We start from the raw sequence: 20,201 nt of genomic DNA, 5'->3' as shown, positions 1-20,201 counted from the left end.
GAAGGGCAAATGGCGCAACGGGGGCACTCCCCCCGAAACTGCGGCGCAACCAGCCTTGAGCGTGACGCATGTAGGCGCGGCGATACCCGATCAGAGTGAAACTGGTGCCGGCGGCCGGATTCGAACCGGCACGGCCGTTGGGCCTAGGGATTTTAAGAGGGCTAGAATGCCTTTTGCAAACACTTGCAGAAAGGCTTAAAAAATGGCTGTTCCCCGTCAGCGACCATGAGACAGTTCGGCTAAATTGCTTAAGGAGGATTTCTGGCTCATCGTAACTGATACGAGGAGTGAAGATGAGACAGAAATCCGGGCCGAAAGAGTCTTCGGCCGAGAAGCATGTGCAGGCAATCAAGCGTCAGTCCAAGACCGCCGCTCTTGTCGGCATGCTCAAGCAGCGCGATCGCGCAGTTGGAGAGTAGCGCCATCCTGATATTGGGCGAACCGGTTTCGGTATTGCGTAACGGTGACTGGGTATCCATCAGGACTTGAGCCGATCCAGTAGTAACTTCGCTCGCCCGGCAACGGTATCGCATATCTCATTGAGCAGCTGTCGCCGATCACTCGCCAACACAAGCGCGGCCGCAACACCATCCGATTGCTCGATAACGGCCTCTGCAATCTCCCCCATCCGTCTGCGAACGAACGGTGCGCGGATCTCGATGTCCCTTGCAAACTTGTCGAGATCGGCGGGGTAAATCTCCTCCAGCGTCCGGCGTCCGCCGATCTTCATGGCGAAGCGTTGACTGAGGTCCGGATAGGCAACGGTGGAGAGAAGATCATAGAGCGGTGCGAGCTGCGTGCGGTCCGGCAGATAGAGCAGGCTGAAATTCTTCGCATGGGCGTCGGCATTGCCGATGATGGCGTTGAACAGGGCCGCATCCAGCAGCTTCAGCGTTTCGGCTGCGGGTCGCGTCGTTACCCGCCGGATAAGGGCAAAACAGTCCCGGAAAACCGGCCCGCCATCGCTTGCATATTTGCGCGCTGACGTGAAACCAAGCGCCTGGCAGAAATCCTCCTGATGAAGACGCATCGTCTTCCCGTCTTCGCCGGTCTGCCGGTCATAGCGTTCGATCAGCAGGAACCGTTTGTCGCTGATGCTGCGATACTGGACGTGAGCAACGTCAAGCCCGATGGCGCAGGCGAGCCGCATGCAGAAGGCCTCGTTCTCGGCAGTGCCCTCGAACCGGGCGATCTCGGGCTTCAGGATATGGGTTGTTGGCTGCCCTGGTGCGGGCAGCGCGATCTGGCCATCCTTGCAGATCACAGGCAGTTTCGACTGGGCGCCAGCGAGCGAAAGCCGCAAGCGGTCTTCGCCGCCCGCCAGCATGGGGCGCGTTGGCAACCGGTCGATCAGCGCGACCAGTTCGTCATCGCTCAGAATTCGGGATGCCTCTGGCGACCCTGCTACAGCAGGTTCCATATCCTCCGGCCAGACTTCGATCGCCCCGGCGACCTCGCCGCCAATTTCTTCCAGGAGTCGGAACTCATTTCGTTCAGAAATGCCAAGCGCCTGCGCAATCGCAGTGCGCTGGGCCGCCTCCGGCAGAAGACCCTCGAAAAAGGGCAGTGTTGCCCTCCGGTCGAAGGGTTCGGGCTGCAGCGGCAAGGACGCTGAAACCGGCCTCGCGTTCGAGGTTGCGAGCCAGTCGGCTGCATAGGTGAACTCAGGTTCGCCGTATTCGTTCAGGGCGAGCTGACCAACACGCGCGCCGTTCCACCAGACGATCAGCCGCCGCGTCATGCGCCGCGCCTCGTCAGGGGTGGATAGCGCCACGTCGATACCGAGCGCAGACAGAACGGCCAGCGTCTTGCCGAGCTGGGCGGTTTCCTTGCCGGCTTCGAGCTCGATCAGAAAACGCACGCCGACATTGGCCGCAGCCGCAAGTTCGTCCTGCCGCAGGCCTTGCGCCTTTCGTGCGGCGCGTATGGTGATTCCAATATCTGTTGGTGTCATTATCATTATCTTCCTGAACGGGAAGATATGTGATTAGCGGGCTGGCGTCAAGCAAAATGTTCCCGAACGGGTAGTTGTAAGCTCTTGGCGGTATATTTATGCTAAAATCTTCCCGATCAGTAATATAACATGAAAGTTGATCGCCGCACAGGCTTTCAGGGCGAAGTCGTCCTCTGCCGCTACGGCTGGCAGAATATCGACCAGCAGCCGGACCTGATCCACATATCGCTCACGCACCATCGCGAGCCTCACTTTGCGGCATCAGTTCCGGCGGCACGGAGATGGCGTAGTGTGGATGGTAGTGGCCGTTCTCAAAGAGGGCACGAGGCCCCGAACCGAGGTCGAACCGTTCTGGCGAGAGATGACGACGCCAGGCATGGCCGTGCTTGTCGGCGAAGACGAAGAAGAGGCGCTTCACCTTGATGCTCGTGCATGACGCCAGCAGCTTCTCCAGTCTGCGGGGGCGCGCAGAGGCGAGGCCTTCAAAGACCTTATCGACTGTATGAGCGCTCTCATACCTTGGCAGCTCATCCAGCAGCTCGAGGATGGCACGCTCCGGCGTTGAACACTTTAGCGGGCCGACGGGTGAGTCGACCTCCGTCGTCTCCTCATCAGCGCTCATGTCGAACAGTTTGGTGCTGTGCAGCCGGTAGCGTCCAGCCGCATCCAGCCGCTTCAGCCAGGTCGGGTGCGCATCGCCATAAAGGTGGACGTCCTGATCACCTCGCATCGGCACGTAGTGAGCGAGCCCCTGTAGCTCCAGCGCAGTGCGTCCGCCGACGACTGATGAATAGTCCATACCGTGCTGCAGCGAGCGCACGACGAGTTGCCAGTCTTCGCTGCGAACGTCGGCCTGCGGACGTCGGTAGAGTCCGCGCACGACAGGTTCGAGCCAGCCGCTGTCTATGTATTTGTGGGCAAGCATGCGCGTGATGCCATGACGCTCCAGCGTCGGCGTATCGACCAGCCGACCCGGCAGTACGGTCTCCAGCAGCCATTTTAGCTTTGTCTCGTTTTGTCGCGTCATGGGATACAAAATAGCTGGCTTTCGAAATTTGATAAGCTCGGTATCTTGAATGCATCGCACTTGGTAAACCCAAGGGATACGAAATGACGGACGATCAAAGCTCCCCAAGGGCGGGTCTGTCGCCATGCTGCTGACTTGCCGTCGTTCCCTCCGTCAAACCAAGAAATGCCTGAGACCGGCGCCCCAGCGCTCAGTCTTCGTTTCAGTGGGAGAGAATGGTCCGGGCGCGAGGAGCCAGCTCGAACCGCACCGCAACCATGAGCACGATTTATTTGAGCGCAGAGACACGGGATCAAACAAGAATGGTGCGGACGGCGGGACTCGAACCCGCACGGGGATACCCCCGACAGATTTTCTTACCGACTACGGTTTTCACCGCCGACGCCCAGACTGCAGAAGCAAAAGGCACCGTTTGTGGTCTGGACTATCCCTTCATCATAGTCAGCGCGCTGACCTTAGATGCTGCCCGTCTAGTCTCTACACCTTCCCGGCTTTCGCCAGGCTTGGCTCGGGATTGGCATCGGTCCGATCTGGACCCTTAGCTTTCCCCGAATTTGAGCAGTTCTACTCCCGGCATTTCCACCGGGGCACTCAATCACATGGTTTAAGTCTGTTGTGTCTACCGATTCCACCACGTCCGCTTGCGAGGCTTTCTGACTGTATTGGCTCCCAATTGGCTCCTAGTCTTCTGCCCTTGCAAATTTTTCATTCTTCTAAGCGCTCCACAACCTCCTGTTCTTGTTTCTACTTTTTCCACTCGACCCCGTGCAGACGTGAAGGGTTGCCAACAGATTTTAAGTCCCCTGTGTCTACCGTTCCACCACGCCGGCACCTTGCCTGGCAGCGTTAAGGCGTGGTCTTTGGCTTGGCAAGCAACGGATTGGCGACCTCCCAAGCGCAAGGCGCCCGCGCTCGGGAGACGAGCGCGGGCGCGGCGTCGCTGCCATCCGGCAGGGGTGGCCGGTTGCCGGGAGGGTCAGGCAGCGACGGTGGAGAAGGTGCTGGCCACCTTGGCGATCTGGCCTCTGGCCGACGCGATGGCGGCGGCGCGGGCGTCGGGGCCATAGCCGATTTTTTCGGCGTGGATGAAGGTCACATCCGTGATGCCGACAAAGCCGAGCAGGTGGCGCAGATAAGGCTCCTGGAAGTCGGCGGCCGCGCCGGGGCCTTCCGAATAGAGGCCGCCCCGCGAGGTGAGCACGACGACCTTCCTGCCTTTCAGCAGGCCTTCCGGGCCGGCCTCGGAATATTTGAAGGTCTCGCCGGCACGCAGGACGAAATCGAACCAGGAGCGCAGGCTGGTAGGCACGGAGAAGTTGTACATCGGTGCGGCGATCACGACGGTGTCGGCAGTGCGCAGCTCGCTGATCAGGAGGTCTGACAGGGCGCGGGCCGAATGCTCTTCCTCGGTGGCGGGGGTGCCGCGCACGCCGGCGAGGTTCGCCGTGGTGAGGTGGGGGACAGGGGTGGTGCCAAGGTCGCGGCGCACGACTTTGATGCCCGGCGCTGCCGCGAGGAACTGGCCGACGGCGTCGTCGATGAGGGTGCGCGACACCGAATCGCCGGTATTGGCGCTGGAATTGATGACAAGAAGTGTGGACATCTGAAAGCCTCCGATGGCGTGTCGTTCAACGCCTGACATCTGGGGGCTGGGCTGAGGTTCGTGATCCTGCCCGTGGCCGATAACACTTATGCAGGCGCGCAATGAACTGCCTCCCGCCCGCTTTATTCATGCACGGATTGCGATCAGCCCTTCAGGCGCGCCAGTAATGCGGGCGTGAGCGCCTTGTTGAAGCGGGACACATTCGCCACAGATTCATGCGAGAAGGTGGCGCCGGTATACCAGGTGCCGGCCTGGCCCTGCATGCCCCGCATGGTGCCCAGGAGGCCCGCGCTGATGGCTTTCAGGTCATAATGGGGAAAGTAGCGCCAGGTCTTTGCGTTGACCACATTGACGAGACTGGCGCCGAGGTCTGCCAGGTCGCGCTCAAGGAAGATGCGCAGTTCCGGAAGGGTGTAGTCGCCGGGGATCTGGCCGGTGACATAGAGATGCCCGCCAAAATCCGGGCTGTAACCTTCATAGCGCGCCGAGATCAGCTGGCCGGGATAGGAGCCGGGCAGGAAGGCCTTGGAGAAGGAGCGGATGTCCTCGCTGGTGAACCAGTTCTCCACCACGATCAGCGACGTAGCATAGCCCTTCCAGGTGATCGCGCCGGCGACGGCTGTTTCATCTGCCGTCGGATTATTCACCAGACTGGCCCAGTTATCCATCGGGATGGTGCAGGCAAGGGCGCCTGCAGCAAGCTGGGTTCCATCCTTGAAGTGCAACAGGCTGTCTTGTCCCGAACGCTCGATCTTCAGGATGCTGCTGGACAGGCGGACATCGAAATTCTGCGACAGGACATTCCAGAAATCCGACCATCCGGCCGCCGGCATGATCAGCTTTCCGGTGGCCCCGCTGAGGATGGTGTGGTGATCGACCCATTGCATCGACTGATAGATCGAGACTTCGTTGAGGTAACCGTAGCCGAGTGAGGTGATGGCGCGGTACATCAGCCGGGTCATTTTCGGCAGCTTGTTTTCAGCCAGCCAGGCATCCGTCGGCATGGCCGCTTCGGCCAGAAGGGAAGGTTTGTCCGGCGTCCTTTTCAATTGTTTCAGAAGGCGGTCGCGCTTTGCCAGATAGCTGAGCACCTGCGCGCCCAGCGGCGGGCCGCCCGCATCGCCAATATAATCCTTCAGGCCGGCGCCATCGATCGTCGTCTTGCGCAGGATGCGCAGATCACCGCCCTGGCGCTTCATCCACCCGACAACATCCTTGTGGGCGCCTGTGGCGTAACACGTGCCCATCTCCGCAACGATGTCGCCAAGGTCAAGGCTGTCGGATTTTCCGCCGACACGGTCTGCCTGTTCGATCAGGGTGGCTGCCGAATACCCCTTAAGACGCAGGAATTGCGCAAGGGTGAGGCCCGCTGGGCCCGCGCCGACAATTGCCAGGGAAGTCCGGTTTGTCGGGCTCATAGAGAGTTATTCTTTGGTTAAAGGGACCTTGAAGGTCGCACAGTTCGGTAAAAACCCATCTTCATCATGTCCTGTTAGTAATACTCGCATGAAGATGTCGATTGGCCTTTCAGACGTTATACTGTTCCCGCTCGTCGGAGTGGGACGGCTCAAGCGCCGTGAGACGCCTGACATCCCTGCCTATATGCACCATCGCCTGGTGTCACTACTCACGGTCATGGGCTTCATCAACATCATCAATTCCGCCGCAGTCGTGTTCACGCTGTTTGGCAGCACCAACACAGCGCTTCTGTTTGGATGGATGATCCCGATCTGGGTTTTTGCCATTTCGCAGATCGCCTGGAGCCGCAGCCGGTGGGACCGTTCGTCCGCAAGGCCCGTGCGCGGACGTTTCCTGCGCAAGGCGGAAGTTGCCACCGGTGTCGTTGGCGCCTGGTGGGGCCTCTGCGTTATGCTGGCGCCCACGGGGGATGTCGGCATCAAGGTTTCTATGTTTGCCATCGTGTTCGGCATGTGCGCCGGCGTGGTGGCAGTTGTTTCGCCGGTCGCGAATGTTGCAGCCCGTTTCCTTCTGGGCGCTGCTACCACGGCGACGATTGGTTTCCTGCTCGAACCGGTTGGCCTGCCCGTTACGATTGTCGCGCTGGGTATCGTGCTGACGCTGGCTTCGGCTTTCGCCAGCCTCAACGCCTATCGCAACCTGCTGCTGGAGATGGAGGCAAAGCGCCTCGCCGCCCAGAACCATGAGCAGCTGCTGGACGCTGTGACCGCCATTCCCGAAGCCTTCGCGATCTATGATGCGGCTGGCAATGTGATCATCCAGAACGCCGTTCACCAGCGCTGGTTCCCCAAGGGTCTCGAGCAGGCCGATTTCCGCCCCGGTACGGAGATGCGCAAGCTGGCAGACGTGGGCGGCGTGATGCGCTCCTGCGTGCCGACAAGCTCGGGTGGCCGGGTTATTATCCATACGGACGTTTCGCGCATGGACGACCTGCGCCAGGAGGCCGACGAGGCCCGCCGTGACGCTGAAGAAGCCCGCCTTGCCGTGGAGCGCTTTGTCGGCTCGGTTACACGCGAGCTGCGCCTGCCGCTGCGCACGCTGCGCACGATTGCTTCGCGCTTTGAAACGCGCAGCCAGATCCCGTTTGATGACGCCGAAGTGCGCCTTGCGGGCGACAAGATGGTCAGCTTTGCCGATCAGGCGCTCAGCCTCGTGGATGAGGTTCTCTCGATCACACAGGGCGGCGACAGCATCGTCGATGGCTCGGATGTGTCGCTGAAGACGACGCTTGCTCAGGTCATTGCCCAGAAACACTCGGCCATCACCACCCTGGGCGTCGAAATCGACGAGCCGGGCGGGCAGGATACAATGATCGACAGCGCCAAGGCGGCGCGGGTGCTTTCGCGGGTGCTCTCGGCCGTGCTGCTTGAGCTCGGCCAGGTGTGCCGGGGCGGGGGATCCCTGCGGGTACGCTGCGGCGTGCGCGGCGAGCAGGGCTGGGTCTCGGTCGAAGCCGCCAGGCTTGCCAACGGCCAGATGCAGACCGAACTGACCGAAGAGTATCTTTCCGAAAGCTCGGAAAACCGGCTTGTCTGGCGCGCGCTGATGCAGACCATCGGTGGGCAGATCGAAATGCGCGAAGCCCGGAACGGCTCGATCGTCTATATCCTGAAGTTCAACACCAGCGCCACGTCCACCAAGCAGGGTGATGCCGAGGCACTGGCGCGCCCGCATTCGGGGCGAGCTGCCTGAACCGTCTTCAGCCTTCGGGCAAGGGCGTGAATTCCTGATCGTCGCCATCGGGCAGTTTCATCCGGCCCTGTCTCCAATCCTCCTTTGCCTGTTCGAGCCGCTCCCTGGAGGAGGAAACGAAGTTCCAGAAAATGAAGCGTTCGCCGATCGGTTCGCCGCCGAGCACCATCACGGTGGACGCCTCTTCCGCGGTGACGATCACGTCGCCCTTGCCAAGGACTGCCATCTGGCCCGCGCCGATCTTCTGGCCGGCCACGTTTGCGGCGCCGGTGGTGACATAGACAGCGCGTTCGGTGTATTCACCGGTCACCTTGCGGCGGGCGCCTTTCTCCATGTCCCAGTGCATGTAAAACATCGGGGAGCGGACGTTTACGCCTGCGTCCATGCCCTCTGCAGACCCTGCGATGAGGCGGCCCTTGAGACCAGCCTCGTTCCAGACCGGAAGGCTGGCGGCCGGGTGGTGCCAGAAGCCGGGACCGGTTTCCTCTTCTTCCTGCGGCAAAGCCACCCAGGCCTGGATGCCGTACATGTGGGCGCCGTTCATGCGGGCATGCTCGAGGCGTTCAGAATGGGTGATGCCTTTGCCCGCGGTCATCCAGTTGACGGCGCCGGGCCGGATCTCCTGCTTGAAGCCGAGGCTGTCTCGGTGGGTCATCGCGCCGGAATAGAGATAGGTGACCGTCGAAAGGCCGATATGGGGATGCGGGCGCACGTCAAGTTCGCGCGGGATGCCGGGGGCGAAATCCACCGGGCCCATCTGGTCGAAGAAGATGAAGGGGCCGACCATCCGCCGCCTGGCAAAGGGCAGCACGCGGCCGACTTCAAAGCCGCCGCCAAGGTCTCGCGCGCGCTTGTCGATGATGAGTTCGATCATGAGGGCCTCCTTGTCTTTGCCCACCCTAGCCGAGATGGGATGGATGATGAGGGTTTTCTCGGCGCAACCGTCCTATAAGAGTTATGCCAGATCTGTTGACCCGGGAGGACTGATCCGATGACCTTTACCCTGAGCCTGAAACGCGCTGCCGCAATTGCAGCGCTCTGCGTTGCGGCGGCGCTGCCGTCTGCCGCTGAGACCGTGATCATCCACGCCGGAAAGGTGCTGGATGTGCCGGGCAATGCGCCGCGCGGGGCGACCACTATTACCGTGACAGATGGCAAGATCGTGTCCGTGGAAAATGGTTTCAAGGCGGCGGGCCGCAATGTCCGCGTGATCGACCTGAAGGACAGCTATGTGCTGCCCGGCCTGATCGACGCGCATGTCCACCTCACGTCTGATTCCGGCGGGATTGCCGGGCAGCTGGAAGAGATCACCCTCTCGCCGGCAGCGCAGGCTTTTGACGCCTGGGAGAACGGGATGAAGACGCTGCGCGCAGGCTTCACCACGGTGCGTAATCTGGGCGACAGCGACGGGGCGGTGCTGGCGCTGCGCGACGCGATCAATGATGGCCAGATCCAGGGGCCGCGCATTCTGGACGCGGGCAATTCGATCTCGGTGTCGTCGGGCCATATGGATGGCTCGCTGGGATACCGCGACGAGCTGCGTCCCTATTTCAAGGCAGCGGGCAATACGTGTGACGGGGCCGAGGATTGCCGCCGGGCGGTCCGTTTGCAAGTGTCGCGCGGGGCGGACGTGATCAAGCTCGCCACCACCGGCGGGGTCAACAGCCGGATCGGCGCGGGCCTTGGCAAGCAGATGTTCGAGGACGAGGCAGTGGCCATCGTGCAGACGGCAAACCTCTTTGGCAAGAAGGTCTCGGCCCATGCCCATGGCGAGGACGGTATCCGCCTGGCGCTGGAAGCGGGAGTGGATTCCATCGAGCATGGTACAATCCTTGACCCGGAAACCATCGAGGCGTTCGTGGCCTCGGGCGCTTATTATGTGCCGACCCTTTCGACCGTGAACGGATATATCGAGCGGCTGGAAGCCAATCCCGACGCGTATGAGCCCGATGTGCGCGCCAAGATCGAATGGCGCATCGGCATCACCGGCAAGAGCCTCGAAATCCTCTATCCCAAGGGCGTTCCGATTGCCTTCGGCACCGATGCCGGCGTTTCGAAGCATGGCCGCAACGGGGATGAGTTCGAGCTGATGGTGCGCTTCGGGATGCCGCCGATGGAAGCCATCAAGGCGGCCACCGTGAACGCGGCCGACCTGCTCGGCATCACCGAAACGGCCGGCACACTGGAGCCCGGCAAGAGCGCCGACATCATCGCCGTGAAGGGAGACCCGGTGGCGGATGTGAAGCTGCTGAAATCTGTCAGCTTCGTCATGGCGCGCGGCGAGGTCATCAAACCCTGAGGCCGCAGCGCAAGGCAGCAAAAAGCCCGGGCAGCAGGACGCTGTCCGGGCTTTTACATCTGGAGTCAGATGGTCAGATGACCGTCAGCCATTCCGGACGCACATATTTTTCGCCAAGGTCGCGGGCGACGAGCTTGTGGGCGATGGTGCCCTGATCGACCGTGAGTCCATTGGCCAGATGCTTGTTGGCGTTGATGGCATTGCGGGCGCCGAGATTGGCGATCTGCATGACGAAGGGCAGGGTGGCGTTGTTGAGCGCGTAGGTGGAAGTGCGCGGCACGGCGCCGGGCATGTTGGCCACGCAATAGTGGAGGATGCCGTCGACTTCGTAGATGGGGTCATCATGCGTGGTCGGATGGCTTGTCTCGAAACAGCCGCCCTGGTCGATGGCGATGTCCACCAGTACCGAGCCCGGCTGCATGGTGGAGAGCTGCGCGCGGCTGATCAGCTTGGGAGCCGAGGCGCCGGGGATCAGCACAGCGCCGATCACGAGGTCTGCGTCCTTGATCGCTTCGGCGAGGGAGTGGGCGGTGGAATACATCGTGTTGACGGTGCCGCGGAACTGCTCGTCGAGCTCGCCAAGGCGTTCATTGTTGCGGTCGAAGATCCAGACATCGGCCCGCATGCCGACAGCGATTTCTGCGGCATGGGTGCCCGAGACGCCGCCGCCGATAATGACGACCTTTGCAGGCGCCACGCCGGGCACGCCGCCCATCAGGATGCCGCGGCCGCGTCCCTTGGTGCGCATCAGCGCGCCGGCAGCCACCTGCATCGACATGCGCCCGGCCACCTGGCTCATCGGGCGCAGCAGCGGCAGGGCGCCATGCGCATCGGTCACCGTTTCATAGGCAATCGCAAGGCAGCCGGAATCCATCAGGCCCCTGGCCTGGACCGGATCGGGAGCGAGGTGGAGGTAGGTGAAGAGGGTATGGTTCTTCGTGAGGCGCGCGGTTTCTTCCGGCTGCGGTTCCTTCACTTTTACGATCAGTTCGCTCTCGCCGAACAGGGCGGCGGCATCGGGCAGGATTGCCGCGCCGATGGCGGTATAGGCTTCGTCAGCAAAGCCTGAAGCAACACCCGCGCCTGCCTGAATGTTCACCTGATGGCCCGCGCGAACGAGCTCGCCAGCGCTTTCAGGTGTCAGGCCGACACGGGATTCCTGCTTTTTGATTTCTGTTGGAACACCAATTCGCATGCGCCTCTCCTCAGGGAAAGATCATGCCTATAAACCGCCTTTTGAGGCGGTTCTACCCCCTCTTCGTAAACGCGAAAAAAGAAAGCCGCGTGCCGGGAAAACAGACACCCCGCACGCGGCTTCAGATTTCAGGCCCTGTTTCCAGGTCCTTCAGGCAGATTACATTGAGCGCGAAATGGTGAACACGATGCGCTCGTCGGCGATGTCGGTGGCGTCGATGTCGGTATCCCAGTAGCGCAGGTCAAAGCCGAAGCCGAGGGCGGAGTAGGTGCCGCCGAGCGACCAGTTGGTGTAGTCGCCGCCAGCATCGAACTGGTAGTTGCCGACGCTGCCGTCCACGCTGAAGGCGTCGGACAGGGAATAGCCTGCCGTGGCGTTCAGATAGAGGTTCTTGTTGTCGATGTCGTAATAGGCTTCACCGCCGACAGCGAGGCCGCCTTCAAAGGCATAGCCGAGCGCGCCCTTGATTTCGACGAAGTCCAGGTCGGATTCCTCCGCGTCGGGATAGGCGTAGTAGATCACGCCGACATCCCAGCTGATGCCGCTTTCGAGTTCACCGGCAAGACCGCCATAGAAGTCGATTTCCACGTTGGTGTCGGACGCGTCACCGAAATCGACGTTCGATGCCCAGGTGCCGGCATAGAACATGCCGTTGGAATAGTCGAAGCCGCCGGAGATGGCCATGTCGCCGTTGGACTGGGAGACACCGCGCCAGACATAGTCTGTGGTCAGAGCGACGTTGCCCGAGAACTCACCCTGGGCCGAGGCAGTGCCGGCAGCCGCCACCATGACAGCCAGTGCGACTCCCGCCTGAAGAAATTTCATACGCATGCGTGTTAACCCCGTCTTTTGATCACGCTCCCGCTTGAGCGCCATGGACGAAAGTGCCGGGCTTTCCCGGTCTTGCCGATGCTGCCCTGACGGGAACACCGGCGAGAGGGGGCGGAACGCCGCTGTTTTAGGCAGATGCAGATGCCCTTGCCTCGCAATTGTGCGCTGCAGCGTCCAGAAATCAGGCAGAGGGCGAGTCAGCGTGCCTTCAGCGGGGCATAGCCAAGGTGCATGCCGGCATCCACCAGCAGGGTTTCACCAGTTATGTGACGGGAGGCGTCACTGACGAGGAACAGGGCGGAATCGGCAATGTCGTCCGGGCCGGAGGCGACATTCAGGGGGACCGAGGCGGCCACCCCGGCCTCCATCTTCGTGTATTGCTCCTCGCTCATCGTGTCCTTGAACCAGCGGGTGCCAATGAAGCCCGGGCAGACGGCGTTGACGCGGATAGCGGGGGCCAGCGCCCGGGCGAGGCTGATCGTCATGGTATTGAACGCGCCCTTGGAGGCGGCATAGGCGACCGATGAGCCAACCCCGGCCACACCGGCAATGGAGGAGACATTGAGGACGGCAGAGGCGCGGCCGGTCTGGCGGTGGGCCTCGACCAGCAGGTCCTTGGTTTTCTGCAGAAGGATGAAGGGCCCGGCGACATTGACAGAGTAGAGGTTGAGGAAATCCTCCCGGCTGAGGGCGTCCAGGTCGCTGTGATCGCGGGCATGTTTGGTTATGCCGGCATTGTTGACGAGGATGTCGAGCCGGCCGGCCTGGGCGGCGGCATCGGCGAGCTTCTGGCAGCCTTCATCGGTGGAGATATCCGCCGGGACAAGACGGGCCTGGGCGCCGGCGGCCTGGCAATCGGCGACGGTGGCTTCGCCATCGGCAATCGACTTGGTGCAGTTGATGATGACGCTGGCGCCGCGTTCGGCGAGCTTAAGGGCGATCGAGCGGCCAAGGCCGGTGGCCGAACCGGTGATCAGAGCGGTGCGGCCTTCAAGGTCTCGTTGGGTCATCTGGTGTTTCCTTTATCCCGGTCCGGTTTTTGCTGCCTTATCAATGGGCTGGGGGCCGGCGGGGAAGTCAAGGGAGGGGCGCGCCCGCGTGGCGCGCGGCGCGGGGGCGGCGGGGCAACCGGGCGGTGCAGCAGCTTGCCGGGAACCGGTATATATGGCTGTTCGTTCTATCTGCATGAGCCATGACCTGTTCCGCCTGATCTATGTGAGCACGGCCCGTCCCGGCCTGACGGAGACGGATATGCTGAGTATTCTCAACACCTCCCAGTCCAATAATGAAGAGCGCCACATCACCGGCTACCTCGCCCATAATGGGGCGAGCTTCATGCAGCTGATCGAGGGTCCGCGCGCAGAGGTAGAGGACATTTTCGGCCGGATAATGAAGGACGACCGGCATAGCGGCGTGGTGCGCATCCTGGCCGAATGCTCCCGAACGCGGGCCTTTCCGCTCTGGTCGATGAACTACTTCCGCGTGGACAAAGACGGCCAATCCACGAAAGTTGCCGGGACCATGCTGGCAAGACGCGACGATCCTGTCGACAGCCTGATGACGGCCGAGGCGCCGCGAGACCTGATCTACACCTTTTCCAAATTCATCCGTCAGGCTTGAGCTCGCCCCGGCGGACGAACCGGGCGACGCCGATGGCGAGGCCAACCAGGACGAGGCCCGCGATGAGGAGGCTCATCGGCTCGGCGCCGAAGGTCTCGAAATACTGGGTGTAGCCATGGATGGCGAGGAAGACGAGGGCGCTGACTGACAGGAAGCCGCCGCGCGGGGTGCGCAGGGCAAGGGCGAGGGAGAAGCCGGCCCAGCCGAGGGAGAATATCCAGGGAAGGATGCGGCCAGCCTCCGAGCGCGAACCATAGGGCAGCCAGCTGTCGCCGATGACATCGCCCCAGAGCGAGCCGACCCAGAAGCCGAAATGGACAAGGACAAGACCGGTGCGGGCCGCAACAGTGGTGAGATTGGACCAGGCTTCCGGGAGCGTTGCGCGCAGCTGATAGAGGCCGGCGGCGAGGGCGCCGAAGACAGCGATCGTGATCACCGGCTCCTCCACGAAGAGGCCGTAGCTGGCATGCCAGTAGCCCGTTCCTGTGCCGAAGACCGCGCCGAGGGCGAGGACGGCCAGGGCTGCGAGGAAGGCGGAGCAATACCAGAGGGCGCCGGCGGCGAGCACGAAGGTGACCAGCACGGCAGGGGCGGTGGCGGGGGCGTCCTGGAACTGCCAGGCGGTCCAGCCGGCGAGGCCGAGTGTGCCCATGAGGGCAAGGGCAGTGGCGAGGAGGGCAAAGCTATCGCCGGTGACAGGACCCGTCTTCAGGCGGCGGAGGATTTCCGCGCCCGTGATGGCGCCGAGGGCGAGCATCAGGCCGGTGGCCGCATTGGGCACAAGGGCGATGGCGGCAATGGCGACCGCGACGGCGCCGAAGATCAGGAGCAGGTTGACCGCCAGGCCGGCGCGCGTGCCAGGCAGGGCGAGGGCGGCAAGCCGGGTGGCCTCCTCGGGCGTGATCTGGCCGGATTTCATGAGGGCGGCGAGGTCGAGGCGGATGACGGGCATGGGGCCTTCTCCTTAAAAGTGAGCGTTCACTAACATATTTGACACAGGGAGGCAAGCGTCCTTTTCCTCCCCTGCGAAGTGGCGGGGGCAGGGCAGGCCATGGGGCAGGCCAGCCCGGAGGACATGTTGTGACAGAAGCGGGTACTGGTGGTTTCCGTCAGTTCCCGGAGGAGCTCGCAGGCGTCGCGTCTGGTGGATTTGCCGAGGCGCGTCAACTCCAGCTGCACACGGAAAATACCATGACACCTGTAACCCATGTCCCCGGTTACACATGGTTTTGGTGAGGCTTTACTCCGCCGCTTCGGCGTCGATTGCAGCCTGAACCTTGCGGTAGAAGTCCGAGCGGGCGGGCCATTCGCCATCGCGCAGGCCCAGCGCGGTGGTCCAGTTGGCGTTGGACGCGATCACGAGGTTGCGGGCCGGGTCGATGAAGATGCCCTGGCCGAAGATGCCGTCGGCCATGAAGGCGCCCTCGTCCCAGGTCCACCACTGATAGCCGTAGCCATAGCCGGGCTCGCTGATGTCTGCCTGCTTGACGGTGGCGGCGGCAAGCCAGCCGGCGGGGACAACGGGGCCCGCATCTGTCATGGCGCCGTCGAGGATGAACTGGCCGAAGCGGGCAAAGTCGCGCGTGGAGGCCTGGATGCAGCAGCCGGAGATTTCGTGGCCGTCCTGGCCCAGCAGCCAGGTGGCGTCCTGTTCCATGCCATAGGCCACCCAGATCTTTTCGGAGAGATAGTCTGCGACGGGCTTGCCGGTGGCGGCGCTGACGAGGACGCCGATGAGGTTTGTTTCACCGGTGGAGTAGTTCCAGACTTCGCCGGGGGGATGGGCGCGCTCGAGGCCGCGCATATAGGTGACGATGCCGATCTCACCGGCGACAGGCTCGGCGCTGTCGAAGCGGGCGACATCGGAATTGGGGTCTTCATAGTCCTCGTTCCAGGCGACGCCGGAGGTCATCGTCAGGAGCTGGGCGATTGTCACCTCGTCATAGGGGGAGCCGGCCAGACCGGGGATATATTTCGTGACGGGGTCTTCGAGGCTCTCGATATGTCCGTCCACGATCGCGGCGCCAACAAGAGTGGAGGTGAGGGATTTGGCAACGGAGAAGCTGGTCCAGCGGCCGCTGGGCGTGAAGGCGTTGCCATACCGTTCGAGGCGGATCTTGCCGTCCTGCAGGATGACGAGGGCGGCGGCGTTCTGGGAGGCCATATAGGCGTCAAGGTCGAGCGGGCCGAGGTCCAGCGGGGGACCTTCAGGCAGCGGCGCGGGAGGTATCGCCGGCCGCGATGGGGCGCGATTCGATGATCAGGGGCAGGTCGGTCCATCATCCGGAAGGCGGCGTCGCGCTGGGGATTTGACCAGAAGAGAACGTCGCGGCCAGAGGGCGGATGGGCGATGAGGGCGCGCCAGTCAGGCCCGACCAGCACCCAGCCTGCGCCGAGCAGGAGGATGATGACAACGCCAACACTTGCGATGCCCCGAAGCCATTTACCTGCGCCGCCCATGAACCTGACCCTCCCGTCATTTTTTATCGGCCGCCAGCTTTAGTTGGGCGCCGTTTGGCTGCAAGGGGCAGCGCAGCAAATTGCCGGTGGGGCAAGCATGGACAAGGGGGCAGGGGCGGCTTAACGGAGACGGGTTTGTTGCAGTTTCGAGGGCCGAGGACGCATGTTCAAGAAGATCCTGATCGCCAATCGCGGTGAAATCGCTGTTCGTGTCATCAAGACCTGCCGGAGGCTCGGCGTCAAAACGGTCGTGGTTTATTCGGATGCCGATGCCGGCTCGATGGCGGTCGAGATGGCCGATGAGACCGTTTATATCGGTGCTTCGCCGGCGGCCCAGTCCTACCTCGTCCAGGACAAGATCATTGACGCCGTGCGCCAGACCGGCGCCGAGGCGATCCATCCGGGCTTTGGTTTCCTTTCGGAGAATGCCGGCTTTGCCAAGCGCCTCGAGAAAGAGGGCATCGGCTGGATCGGCCCGAACGCGCACGCGATTGACGCGATGGGCGACAAGATTTCCTCGAAGAAGCTGGCCGCGGAGGCCGGCGTTTCGACCGTGCCCGGGCATATGGACCTCATCACCGACACCAGGCACGCCGTCGAGATCAGCCGCCAGATCGGCTATCCGGTGATGATCAAGGCGTCGGCTGGCGGCGGTGGCAAAGGCATTCGCGTGGCGGCCAACGACAAGGAAGTCGAAGAAGGCTTCCCGGCGGTGAAGGCCGAAGCGACAGCCTCCTTCGGCGATGACCGGATCTTCATCGAGAAGTTCATCCTGGAGCCGCGCCACATCGAAATCCAGGTGCTGGGCGACAAGCATGGCAACTGCATCTACCTCAACGAGCGCGAATGCTCGATCCAGCGCCGGAACCAGAAAGTCATCGAGGAAGCGCCATCGCCGCTGCTCGACGCGGAGACGCGCAAGAAGATGGGCGAGCAGGCTGTGGCGCTCGCCAAGGCTGTGAACTATGACAGCGCCGGGACGGTGGAGTTTGTGGCGTCCGGCAAGGACAAGGGCTTCTATTTCCTGGAAATGAACACCCGCCTGCAGGTCGAGCATCCGGTGACCGAGATGATCACCGGGGTGGACCTTGTCGAACAGATGCTGCTGGTGGCTTACGGCGAGAAGCTGAAGATCAAGCAGTCTGATGTCAAGATCAATGGCTGGGCGGTTGAGAGCCGGGTGTATGCGGAAGATCCGTACCGGAACTTCCTGCCTTCGATTGGCCGCCTGAAGCGCTTCCATCCGCCTGCGGAAGGGAAAGTGGCGCGCGGGACCGTGCGCCTGGATTCCGGCGTGCGCGAGGGCGACGAAATCTCGATGTTCTACGACCCGATGATCGCCAAGCTGATCACCCACGGCAAAGACCGCGACGCGGCGCTGGACGCGCATGGCGAGGCGCTCGACCGGTTCCACATCGAGGGCATCCAGGACAATATTCCGTTCATTGCGGCGGTTGTGGACGAGAAGCGGTTCCGCTCGGGCAACATCACGACGGCCTATATCAAGGACGAGTTCCCCGAAGGCTTCCAGGGCACAGAGCCGACGAAGGAACAGGAAGCGCAGCTGATCTGCTCGGCGGCCTATGTGCATGCCTTCTTCTCGCGCCGGGCGGCGCAGATTTCGGGGCAGATGTCTGATCCGGCGGCCTCGATGCGCAAGGACTGGGTGGTGATCCTGGGCGACAAGCATCACCCGGTGACCATTGATATCGGCAAGGACGGGGAAGCTCAGATCACGGTGGATGGCGGCAAGGCGCACAGCCTTGTGACGTCCTGGCATCCGGGCGAGCATCTTGTGGACGGCGTGCTGGACGGCAAGCCGTTTGCCGTGAAGTTTGCCGACCGGACCGAGGGCTATCTCTTCCGGCATCGCGGCGTGGCGCTGCGCGCGCTTGTGTGTACCCCGTTTGTGGCCGACATGCACGCCCGCCTGCCGGAGAAGCCGAAGGCGGATACCTCGAAGCTGGTCATTTCGCCCATGCCGGGGCTGGTCGTGTCGATGGACGTGACGATGGGTCAGGAAGTGCAGGAAGGCGAGGCGGTGTGCATCGTCGAGGCGATGAAGATGCAGAACATTATCCGTGCAGGCGCAACCGGCACGGTGAAGGCCATCAACGTAAAGGCGGGCGACAGCGTGGCGGCCGACGAGATCATGGTGGAGTTCGCCTGACCAATTTTGCGGGCGGCTGGCGAACTTAACGTTCCCTAAACCGGTTGTGTCTGGTAATCCTGCTACCGTAACGGCAGGGGCCTTGCGGTTTTTTGGCTGCCATTCTTGACTTTGGCAGGCGCCTTATGCGGCCGGACATTAAAGGGACGTGACCATGGAACTATTCCTGACCCCGAACGGGCGGATTGATCAGCCTGCCTACTGGCGGGCAGTGCTCATCCTGTTTGCCATCAGCGCGGCGCTGTCCTTGATCAGCGCATTTGTCTCTCCCTTCATCGGGTTTATCGGCATCCTGTTCGTCTGGCCGTGGATTGCGGTGCATGTGAAGCGCTTCCATGACTCCGGCAAGTCGGGCTGGATGACAATCCTGGTGGTGATCCTGGCAATCGTCGTGTCAGTTGTGCTGGCGATGTTCCTGCCCTCCCTGTTCGGGATTGATCAGGTGGCGATGCAGGAAGAGATGCAGCGCGAGATTGAGCAGGCCGCTTCGAGCGGCAATCCGGCAGCCGCGATGAGCGTGGCCATGGAAGCCTCGAAGAAGGCCGCGCAGGCCCAGCTGATCCCCAGCATTCTCTCTACGCTGATCGTTACTGGTATTGTTGGCGCCGTGATGGGCGCGATGAACAAAACCGACCCGAACGACAACCAGTATGGTCCTGGCCCGGCCGGGGCTTCGTCCACTTTCGTCTGAGTATCTTTGAGTTCAACCTACATCGAAAAGGGGGTATCCTCGATGGTAAGTTTTCCTGACGCAGTAAAAATGTTCTTTGCCCGGTATGTGGACTTCCAGGGGCGTTCGCGCCGCTCGGAATACTGGTGGGTGGTGCTGTTCAACCTGATCGTATTTACAGTGCTGGGCATCTTGCTGGGGGTGCTGGGTGGCTTCAACCCGGAAACCGGCGAGATGGGACCGTTGGGCTTTGTCTTCATTGGTATCCTGGGTCTCTATGGTCTTGCGATCATCATTCCGAGCATCGCATTGTTTGTCCGCAGGCTCCATGACATCAACCAGACAGGCTGGATCTATCTGGGCCTTATCATCGTGAGCATGATCCCGTTCATCGGATTGCTTGCCAGTATCGCGATGATCGTGATCGCGTGCATTCCAGGCACGGCAGGATCCAACAAATACGGCCCCGATCCGAAGAATCCGGCCGGCGCGAACGCAGATATCTTCGCCTGAGCCGCGAAATGGCTTAAAACCCTTGAGAAGCCGGGCTTTCGGGCCCGGCTTTTTTAGTTGCCATTCCTTATCGTTTATTGATAAGGGCCACACAGGTTTCGTTGGAACACAGCCCCAGAAAGTGACCGCGCCGCGCCAGATGGATTTCCGCTCTTTATTCTTCGACCCTCAGGGGCGGATCAGCCCGCGCGCCTTCGGGCAGGGTTTCATTGTGCTGACCGGTGTGATGCTGGTGATCATGACCCTGTCGGTGGTTGCCAGCCCGCAGGTCAACATGCTGCAATATGCGCTGGTGTTTCCGTATGTGTGCCTCTTTGGCAAGCGGCTGCATGATGCCGGGCAGAGCGCCTGGCTGTGGCTCGCCTTCCTTGTGGGCTGGGGCATTCTCAATGCGGTGGTGGGCGGCATCCTGATGCAGATGATGGTGCCCGGCGCCTCGGACATCTCGATGGAAGTTTTCAACGCCATCATGGCGCCTGACAGCGTCGACCAGGCAGAACTCTCGGCGAAGATGGAAGAGTTCGTACGCGTTTCGGCCGTGCCCAATATCCTGGGCTTCCTGATTTCCACCGGGCTCACGGGCTTTGCCGCCTACAGCCTGCGCTCTGACCCCAATTCCAATCGTTACGGCCAGCCAACATCCGGCGGCGGCCGCCCTGACACCCGCTCCTGACACGACGAGGACCTG

At 62.0% G+C, this 20,201-nt stretch carries 18 protein-coding genes and 1 pseudogene; 8 read left to right on the top strand and 11 right to left on the bottom strand.

Annotated features, from left to right (window positions below; all coding sequences use genetic code 11):
• The first annotated feature begins 293 nt into the window (after positions 1 to 293).
• Positions 294 to 419, top strand: coding sequence for a hypothetical protein (locus tag KG722_RS14865; protein ID WP_300998115.1), 126 nt, complete (start codon positions 294 to 296; stop codon positions 417 to 419).
• Between the two features lie 59 nt (positions 420 to 478).
• Here the strand turns inward: KG722_RS14865 and KG722_RS00460 are convergent, their stop codons facing one another.
• The 5 genes and pseudogenes from KG722_RS00460 to KG722_RS00445 form a co-directional block, all read right to left on the bottom strand.
• Positions 479 to 1,954: a HipA domain-containing protein gene (locus KG722_RS00460; RefSeq protein ID WP_300998114.1), complete on the bottom strand. Its 1,476-nt coding sequence runs from the start codon at positions 1,952 to 1,954 to the stop codon at positions 479 to 481.
• Between the two features lie 135 nt (positions 1,955 to 2,089).
• Positions 2,090 to 2,194: pseudogene (locus tag KG722_RS15315) on the bottom strand (nucleotidyl transferase AbiEii/AbiGii toxin family protein); the annotation flags it as partial.
• Positions 2,184 to 3,107, bottom strand: a complete 924-nt coding sequence (locus KG722_RS00455) for a type IV toxin-antitoxin system AbiEi family antitoxin domain-containing protein (RefSeq protein ID WP_213268436.1) — start codon at positions 3,105 to 3,107, stop codon at positions 2,184 to 2,186. The pseudogene KG722_RS15315 and the gene KG722_RS00455, both read right to left, overlap by 11 nt.
• 850 nt (positions 3,108 to 3,957) lie before the next feature.
• Positions 3,958 to 4,584: an FMN-dependent NADH-azoreductase gene (locus KG722_RS00450; RefSeq protein ID WP_213268435.1), complete on the bottom strand. Its 627-nt coding sequence runs from the start codon at positions 4,582 to 4,584 to the stop codon at positions 3,958 to 3,960.
• A 143-nt stretch (positions 4,585 to 4,727) separates the two neighbouring features.
• On the bottom strand, positions 4,728 to 6,002 hold the full coding sequence (locus KG722_RS00445; protein WP_213268434.1) for an FAD-dependent oxidoreductase: 1,275 nt from the start codon (positions 6,000 to 6,002) through the stop codon (positions 4,728 to 4,730).
• 88 nt (positions 6,003 to 6,090) lie between these two features.
• Between KG722_RS00445 and KG722_RS00440 the strand changes: the two genes are divergently transcribed.
• Positions 6,091 to 7,755, top strand: a complete 1,665-nt coding sequence (locus KG722_RS00440; protein WP_213268433.1) for a hypothetical protein — start codon at positions 6,091 to 6,093, stop codon at positions 7,753 to 7,755.
• Positions 7,756 to 7,762: 7 nt separating this feature from the next.
• Here KG722_RS00440 and KG722_RS00435 read toward each other — a convergent pair whose 3' ends face one another.
• Positions 7,763 to 8,629 carry a pirin family protein gene (locus KG722_RS00435; protein WP_213268432.1) on the bottom strand — a complete coding sequence of 289 codons (867 nt, stop codon included), beginning with the start codon at positions 8,627 to 8,629 and terminating at the stop codon, positions 7,763 to 7,765.
• A 117-nt stretch (positions 8,630 to 8,746) separates the two neighbouring features.
• Between KG722_RS00435 and KG722_RS00430 the strand changes: the two genes are divergently transcribed.
• Positions 8,747 to 10,054 carry an amidohydrolase family protein gene (locus tag KG722_RS00430; RefSeq protein WP_213268431.1) on the top strand — a complete coding sequence of 436 codons (1,308 nt, stop codon included), beginning with the start codon at positions 8,747 to 8,749 and terminating at the stop codon, positions 10,052 to 10,054.
• Between the two features lie 73 nt (positions 10,055 to 10,127).
• Here KG722_RS00430 and ald read toward each other — a convergent pair whose 3' ends face one another.
• The 3 genes from ald to KG722_RS00415 all read right to left on the bottom strand — a co-directional run bounded on the left by ald (position 10,128) and on the right by KG722_RS00415 (position 13,090).
• On the bottom strand, positions 10,128 to 11,249 hold the full coding sequence (ald, locus tag KG722_RS00425; RefSeq protein ID WP_213268430.1) for an alanine dehydrogenase: 1,122 nt from the start codon (positions 11,247 to 11,249) through the stop codon (positions 10,128 to 10,130).
• 159 nt (positions 11,250 to 11,408) lie between these two features.
• Entirely contained in the window at positions 11,409 to 12,080 is a 672-nt protein-coding gene (locus KG722_RS00420) for a TorF family putative porin (RefSeq protein ID WP_300998113.1), read from the bottom strand.
• 197 nt (positions 12,081 to 12,277) lie between these two features.
• On the bottom strand, positions 12,278 to 13,090 hold the full coding sequence (locus tag KG722_RS00415; protein ID WP_213268429.1) for an SDR family oxidoreductase: 813 nt from the start codon (positions 13,088 to 13,090) through the stop codon (positions 12,278 to 12,280).
• 154 nt (positions 13,091 to 13,244) lie between these two features.
• On the opposite strand from KG722_RS00415, the gene KG722_RS00410 reads away from it, so the two are divergent.
• On the top strand, positions 13,245 to 13,700 hold the full coding sequence (locus KG722_RS00410; protein ID WP_213268428.1) for a BLUF domain-containing protein: 456 nt from the start codon (positions 13,245 to 13,247) through the stop codon (positions 13,698 to 13,700).
• Here KG722_RS00410 and KG722_RS00405 read toward each other — a convergent pair.
• Both KG722_RS00405 and KG722_RS00400 read right to left on the bottom strand, forming a co-directional pair.
• Complete coding sequence (locus KG722_RS00405) at positions 13,684 to 14,652, bottom strand: hypothetical protein (protein ID WP_213268427.1); 969 nt, start codon at positions 14,650 to 14,652, stop codon at positions 13,684 to 13,686. The genes KG722_RS00410 and KG722_RS00405 overlap by 17 nt on opposite strands.
• Before the next feature lie 288 nt (positions 14,653 to 14,940).
• Positions 14,941 to 15,864 (bottom strand): serine hydrolase, encoded by a 924-nt coding sequence (locus tag KG722_RS00400; RefSeq protein ID WP_300998112.1) that lies wholly within the window; start codon positions 15,862 to 15,864, stop codon positions 14,941 to 14,943.
• A gap of 459 nt (positions 15,865 to 16,323) precedes the next feature.
• Between KG722_RS00400 and KG722_RS00395 the strand changes: the two genes are divergently transcribed.
• The 4 genes from KG722_RS00395 (at position 16,324) to KG722_RS15310 (ending at position 20,186) form a co-directional block, all read left to right on the top strand.
• Positions 16,324 to 18,330, top strand: coding sequence for an acetyl/propionyl/methylcrotonyl-CoA carboxylase subunit alpha (locus KG722_RS00395; RefSeq protein ID WP_213268426.1), 2,007 nt, complete (start codon positions 16,324 to 16,326; stop codon positions 18,328 to 18,330).
• 154 nt (positions 18,331 to 18,484) lie between these two features.
• Positions 18,485 to 19,021, top strand: a complete 537-nt coding sequence (locus KG722_RS00390) for a DUF805 domain-containing protein (RefSeq protein ID WP_213268425.1) — start codon at positions 18,485 to 18,487, stop codon at positions 19,019 to 19,021.
• 42 nt (positions 19,022 to 19,063) lie between these two features.
• Positions 19,064 to 19,513 carry a DUF805 domain-containing protein gene (locus KG722_RS00385; protein ID WP_300998111.1) on the top strand — a complete coding sequence of 150 codons (450 nt, stop codon included), beginning with the start codon at positions 19,064 to 19,066 and terminating at the stop codon, positions 19,511 to 19,513.
• 121 nt (positions 19,514 to 19,634) lie between these two features.
• Entirely contained in the window at positions 19,635 to 20,186 is a 552-nt protein-coding gene (locus KG722_RS15310; RefSeq protein ID WP_213268424.1) for a DUF805 domain-containing protein, read from the top strand.
• Positions 20,187 to 20,201 lie beyond the last annotated feature (15 nt).

It is taken from the genome of Hyphomonas sp. (assembly GCF_018402285.1).
Classification (GTDB): domain Bacteria; phylum Pseudomonadota; class Alphaproteobacteria; order Caulobacterales; family Hyphomonadaceae; genus Hyphomonas.
This window is presented reverse-complemented; position numbering and strand designations above follow the sequence as displayed.

Coding starts and splice junctions, on each gene's coding strand:
- KG722_RS00390 (WP_213268425.1), top strand. CDS start 18,485: ATGGAACTATTCCTGACCCCGAACGGGCGGATTGATCAGCCTGCCTAC.
- KG722_RS00405 (WP_213268427.1), bottom strand. CDS start 14,652: ATGCCCGTCATCCGCCTCGACCTCGCCGCCCTCATGAAATCCGGCCAG.
- KG722_RS00445 (WP_213268434.1), bottom strand. CDS start 6,002: ATGAGCCCGACAAACCGGACTTCCCTGGCAATTGTCGGCGCGGGCCCA.
- ald (WP_213268430.1), bottom strand. CDS start 11,249: ATGCGAATTGGTGTTCCAACAGAAATCAAAAAGCAGGAATCCCGTGTC.
- KG722_RS00415 (WP_213268429.1), bottom strand. CDS start 13,090: ATGACCCAACGAGACCTTGAAGGCCGCACCGCTCTGATCACCGGTTCG.
- KG722_RS00430 (WP_213268431.1), top strand. CDS start 8,747: ATGACCTTTACCCTGAGCCTGAAACGCGCTGCCGCAATTGCAGCGCTC.
- KG722_RS00395 (WP_213268426.1), top strand. CDS start 16,324: ATGTTCAAGAAGATCCTGATCGCCAATCGCGGTGAAATCGCTGTTCGT.
- KG722_RS00420 (WP_300998113.1), bottom strand. CDS start 12,080: ATGCGTATGAAATTTCTTCAGGCGGGAGTCGCACTGGCTGTCATGGTG.
- KG722_RS00400 (WP_300998112.1), bottom strand. CDS start 15,864: ATGGCCTCCCAGAACGCCGCCGCCCTCGTCATCCTGCAGGACGGCAAG.
- KG722_RS00450 (WP_213268435.1), bottom strand. CDS start 4,584: ATGTCCACACTTCTTGTCATCAATTCCAGCGCCAATACCGGCGATTCG.
- KG722_RS00460 (WP_300998114.1), bottom strand. CDS start 1,954: ATGACACCAACAGATATTGGAATCACCATACGCGCCGCACGAAAGGCG.
- KG722_RS00410 (WP_213268428.1), top strand. CDS start 13,245: ATGGCTGTTCGTTCTATCTGCATGAGCCATGACCTGTTCCGCCTGATC.
- KG722_RS00385 (WP_300998111.1), top strand. CDS start 19,064: ATGGTAAGTTTTCCTGACGCAGTAAAAATGTTCTTTGCCCGGTATGTG.
- KG722_RS14865 (WP_300998115.1), top strand. CDS start 294: ATGAGACAGAAATCCGGGCCGAAAGAGTCTTCGGCCGAGAAGCATGTG.
- KG722_RS00435 (WP_213268432.1), bottom strand. CDS start 8,629: ATGATCGAACTCATCATCGACAAGCGCGCGCGAGACCTTGGCGGCGGC.
- KG722_RS00440 (WP_213268433.1), top strand. CDS start 6,091: ATGAAGATGTCGATTGGCCTTTCAGACGTTATACTGTTCCCGCTCGTC.
- KG722_RS00455 (WP_213268436.1), bottom strand. CDS start 3,107: ATGGCGACAGACCCGCCCTTGGGGAGCTTTGATCGTCCGTCATTTCGT.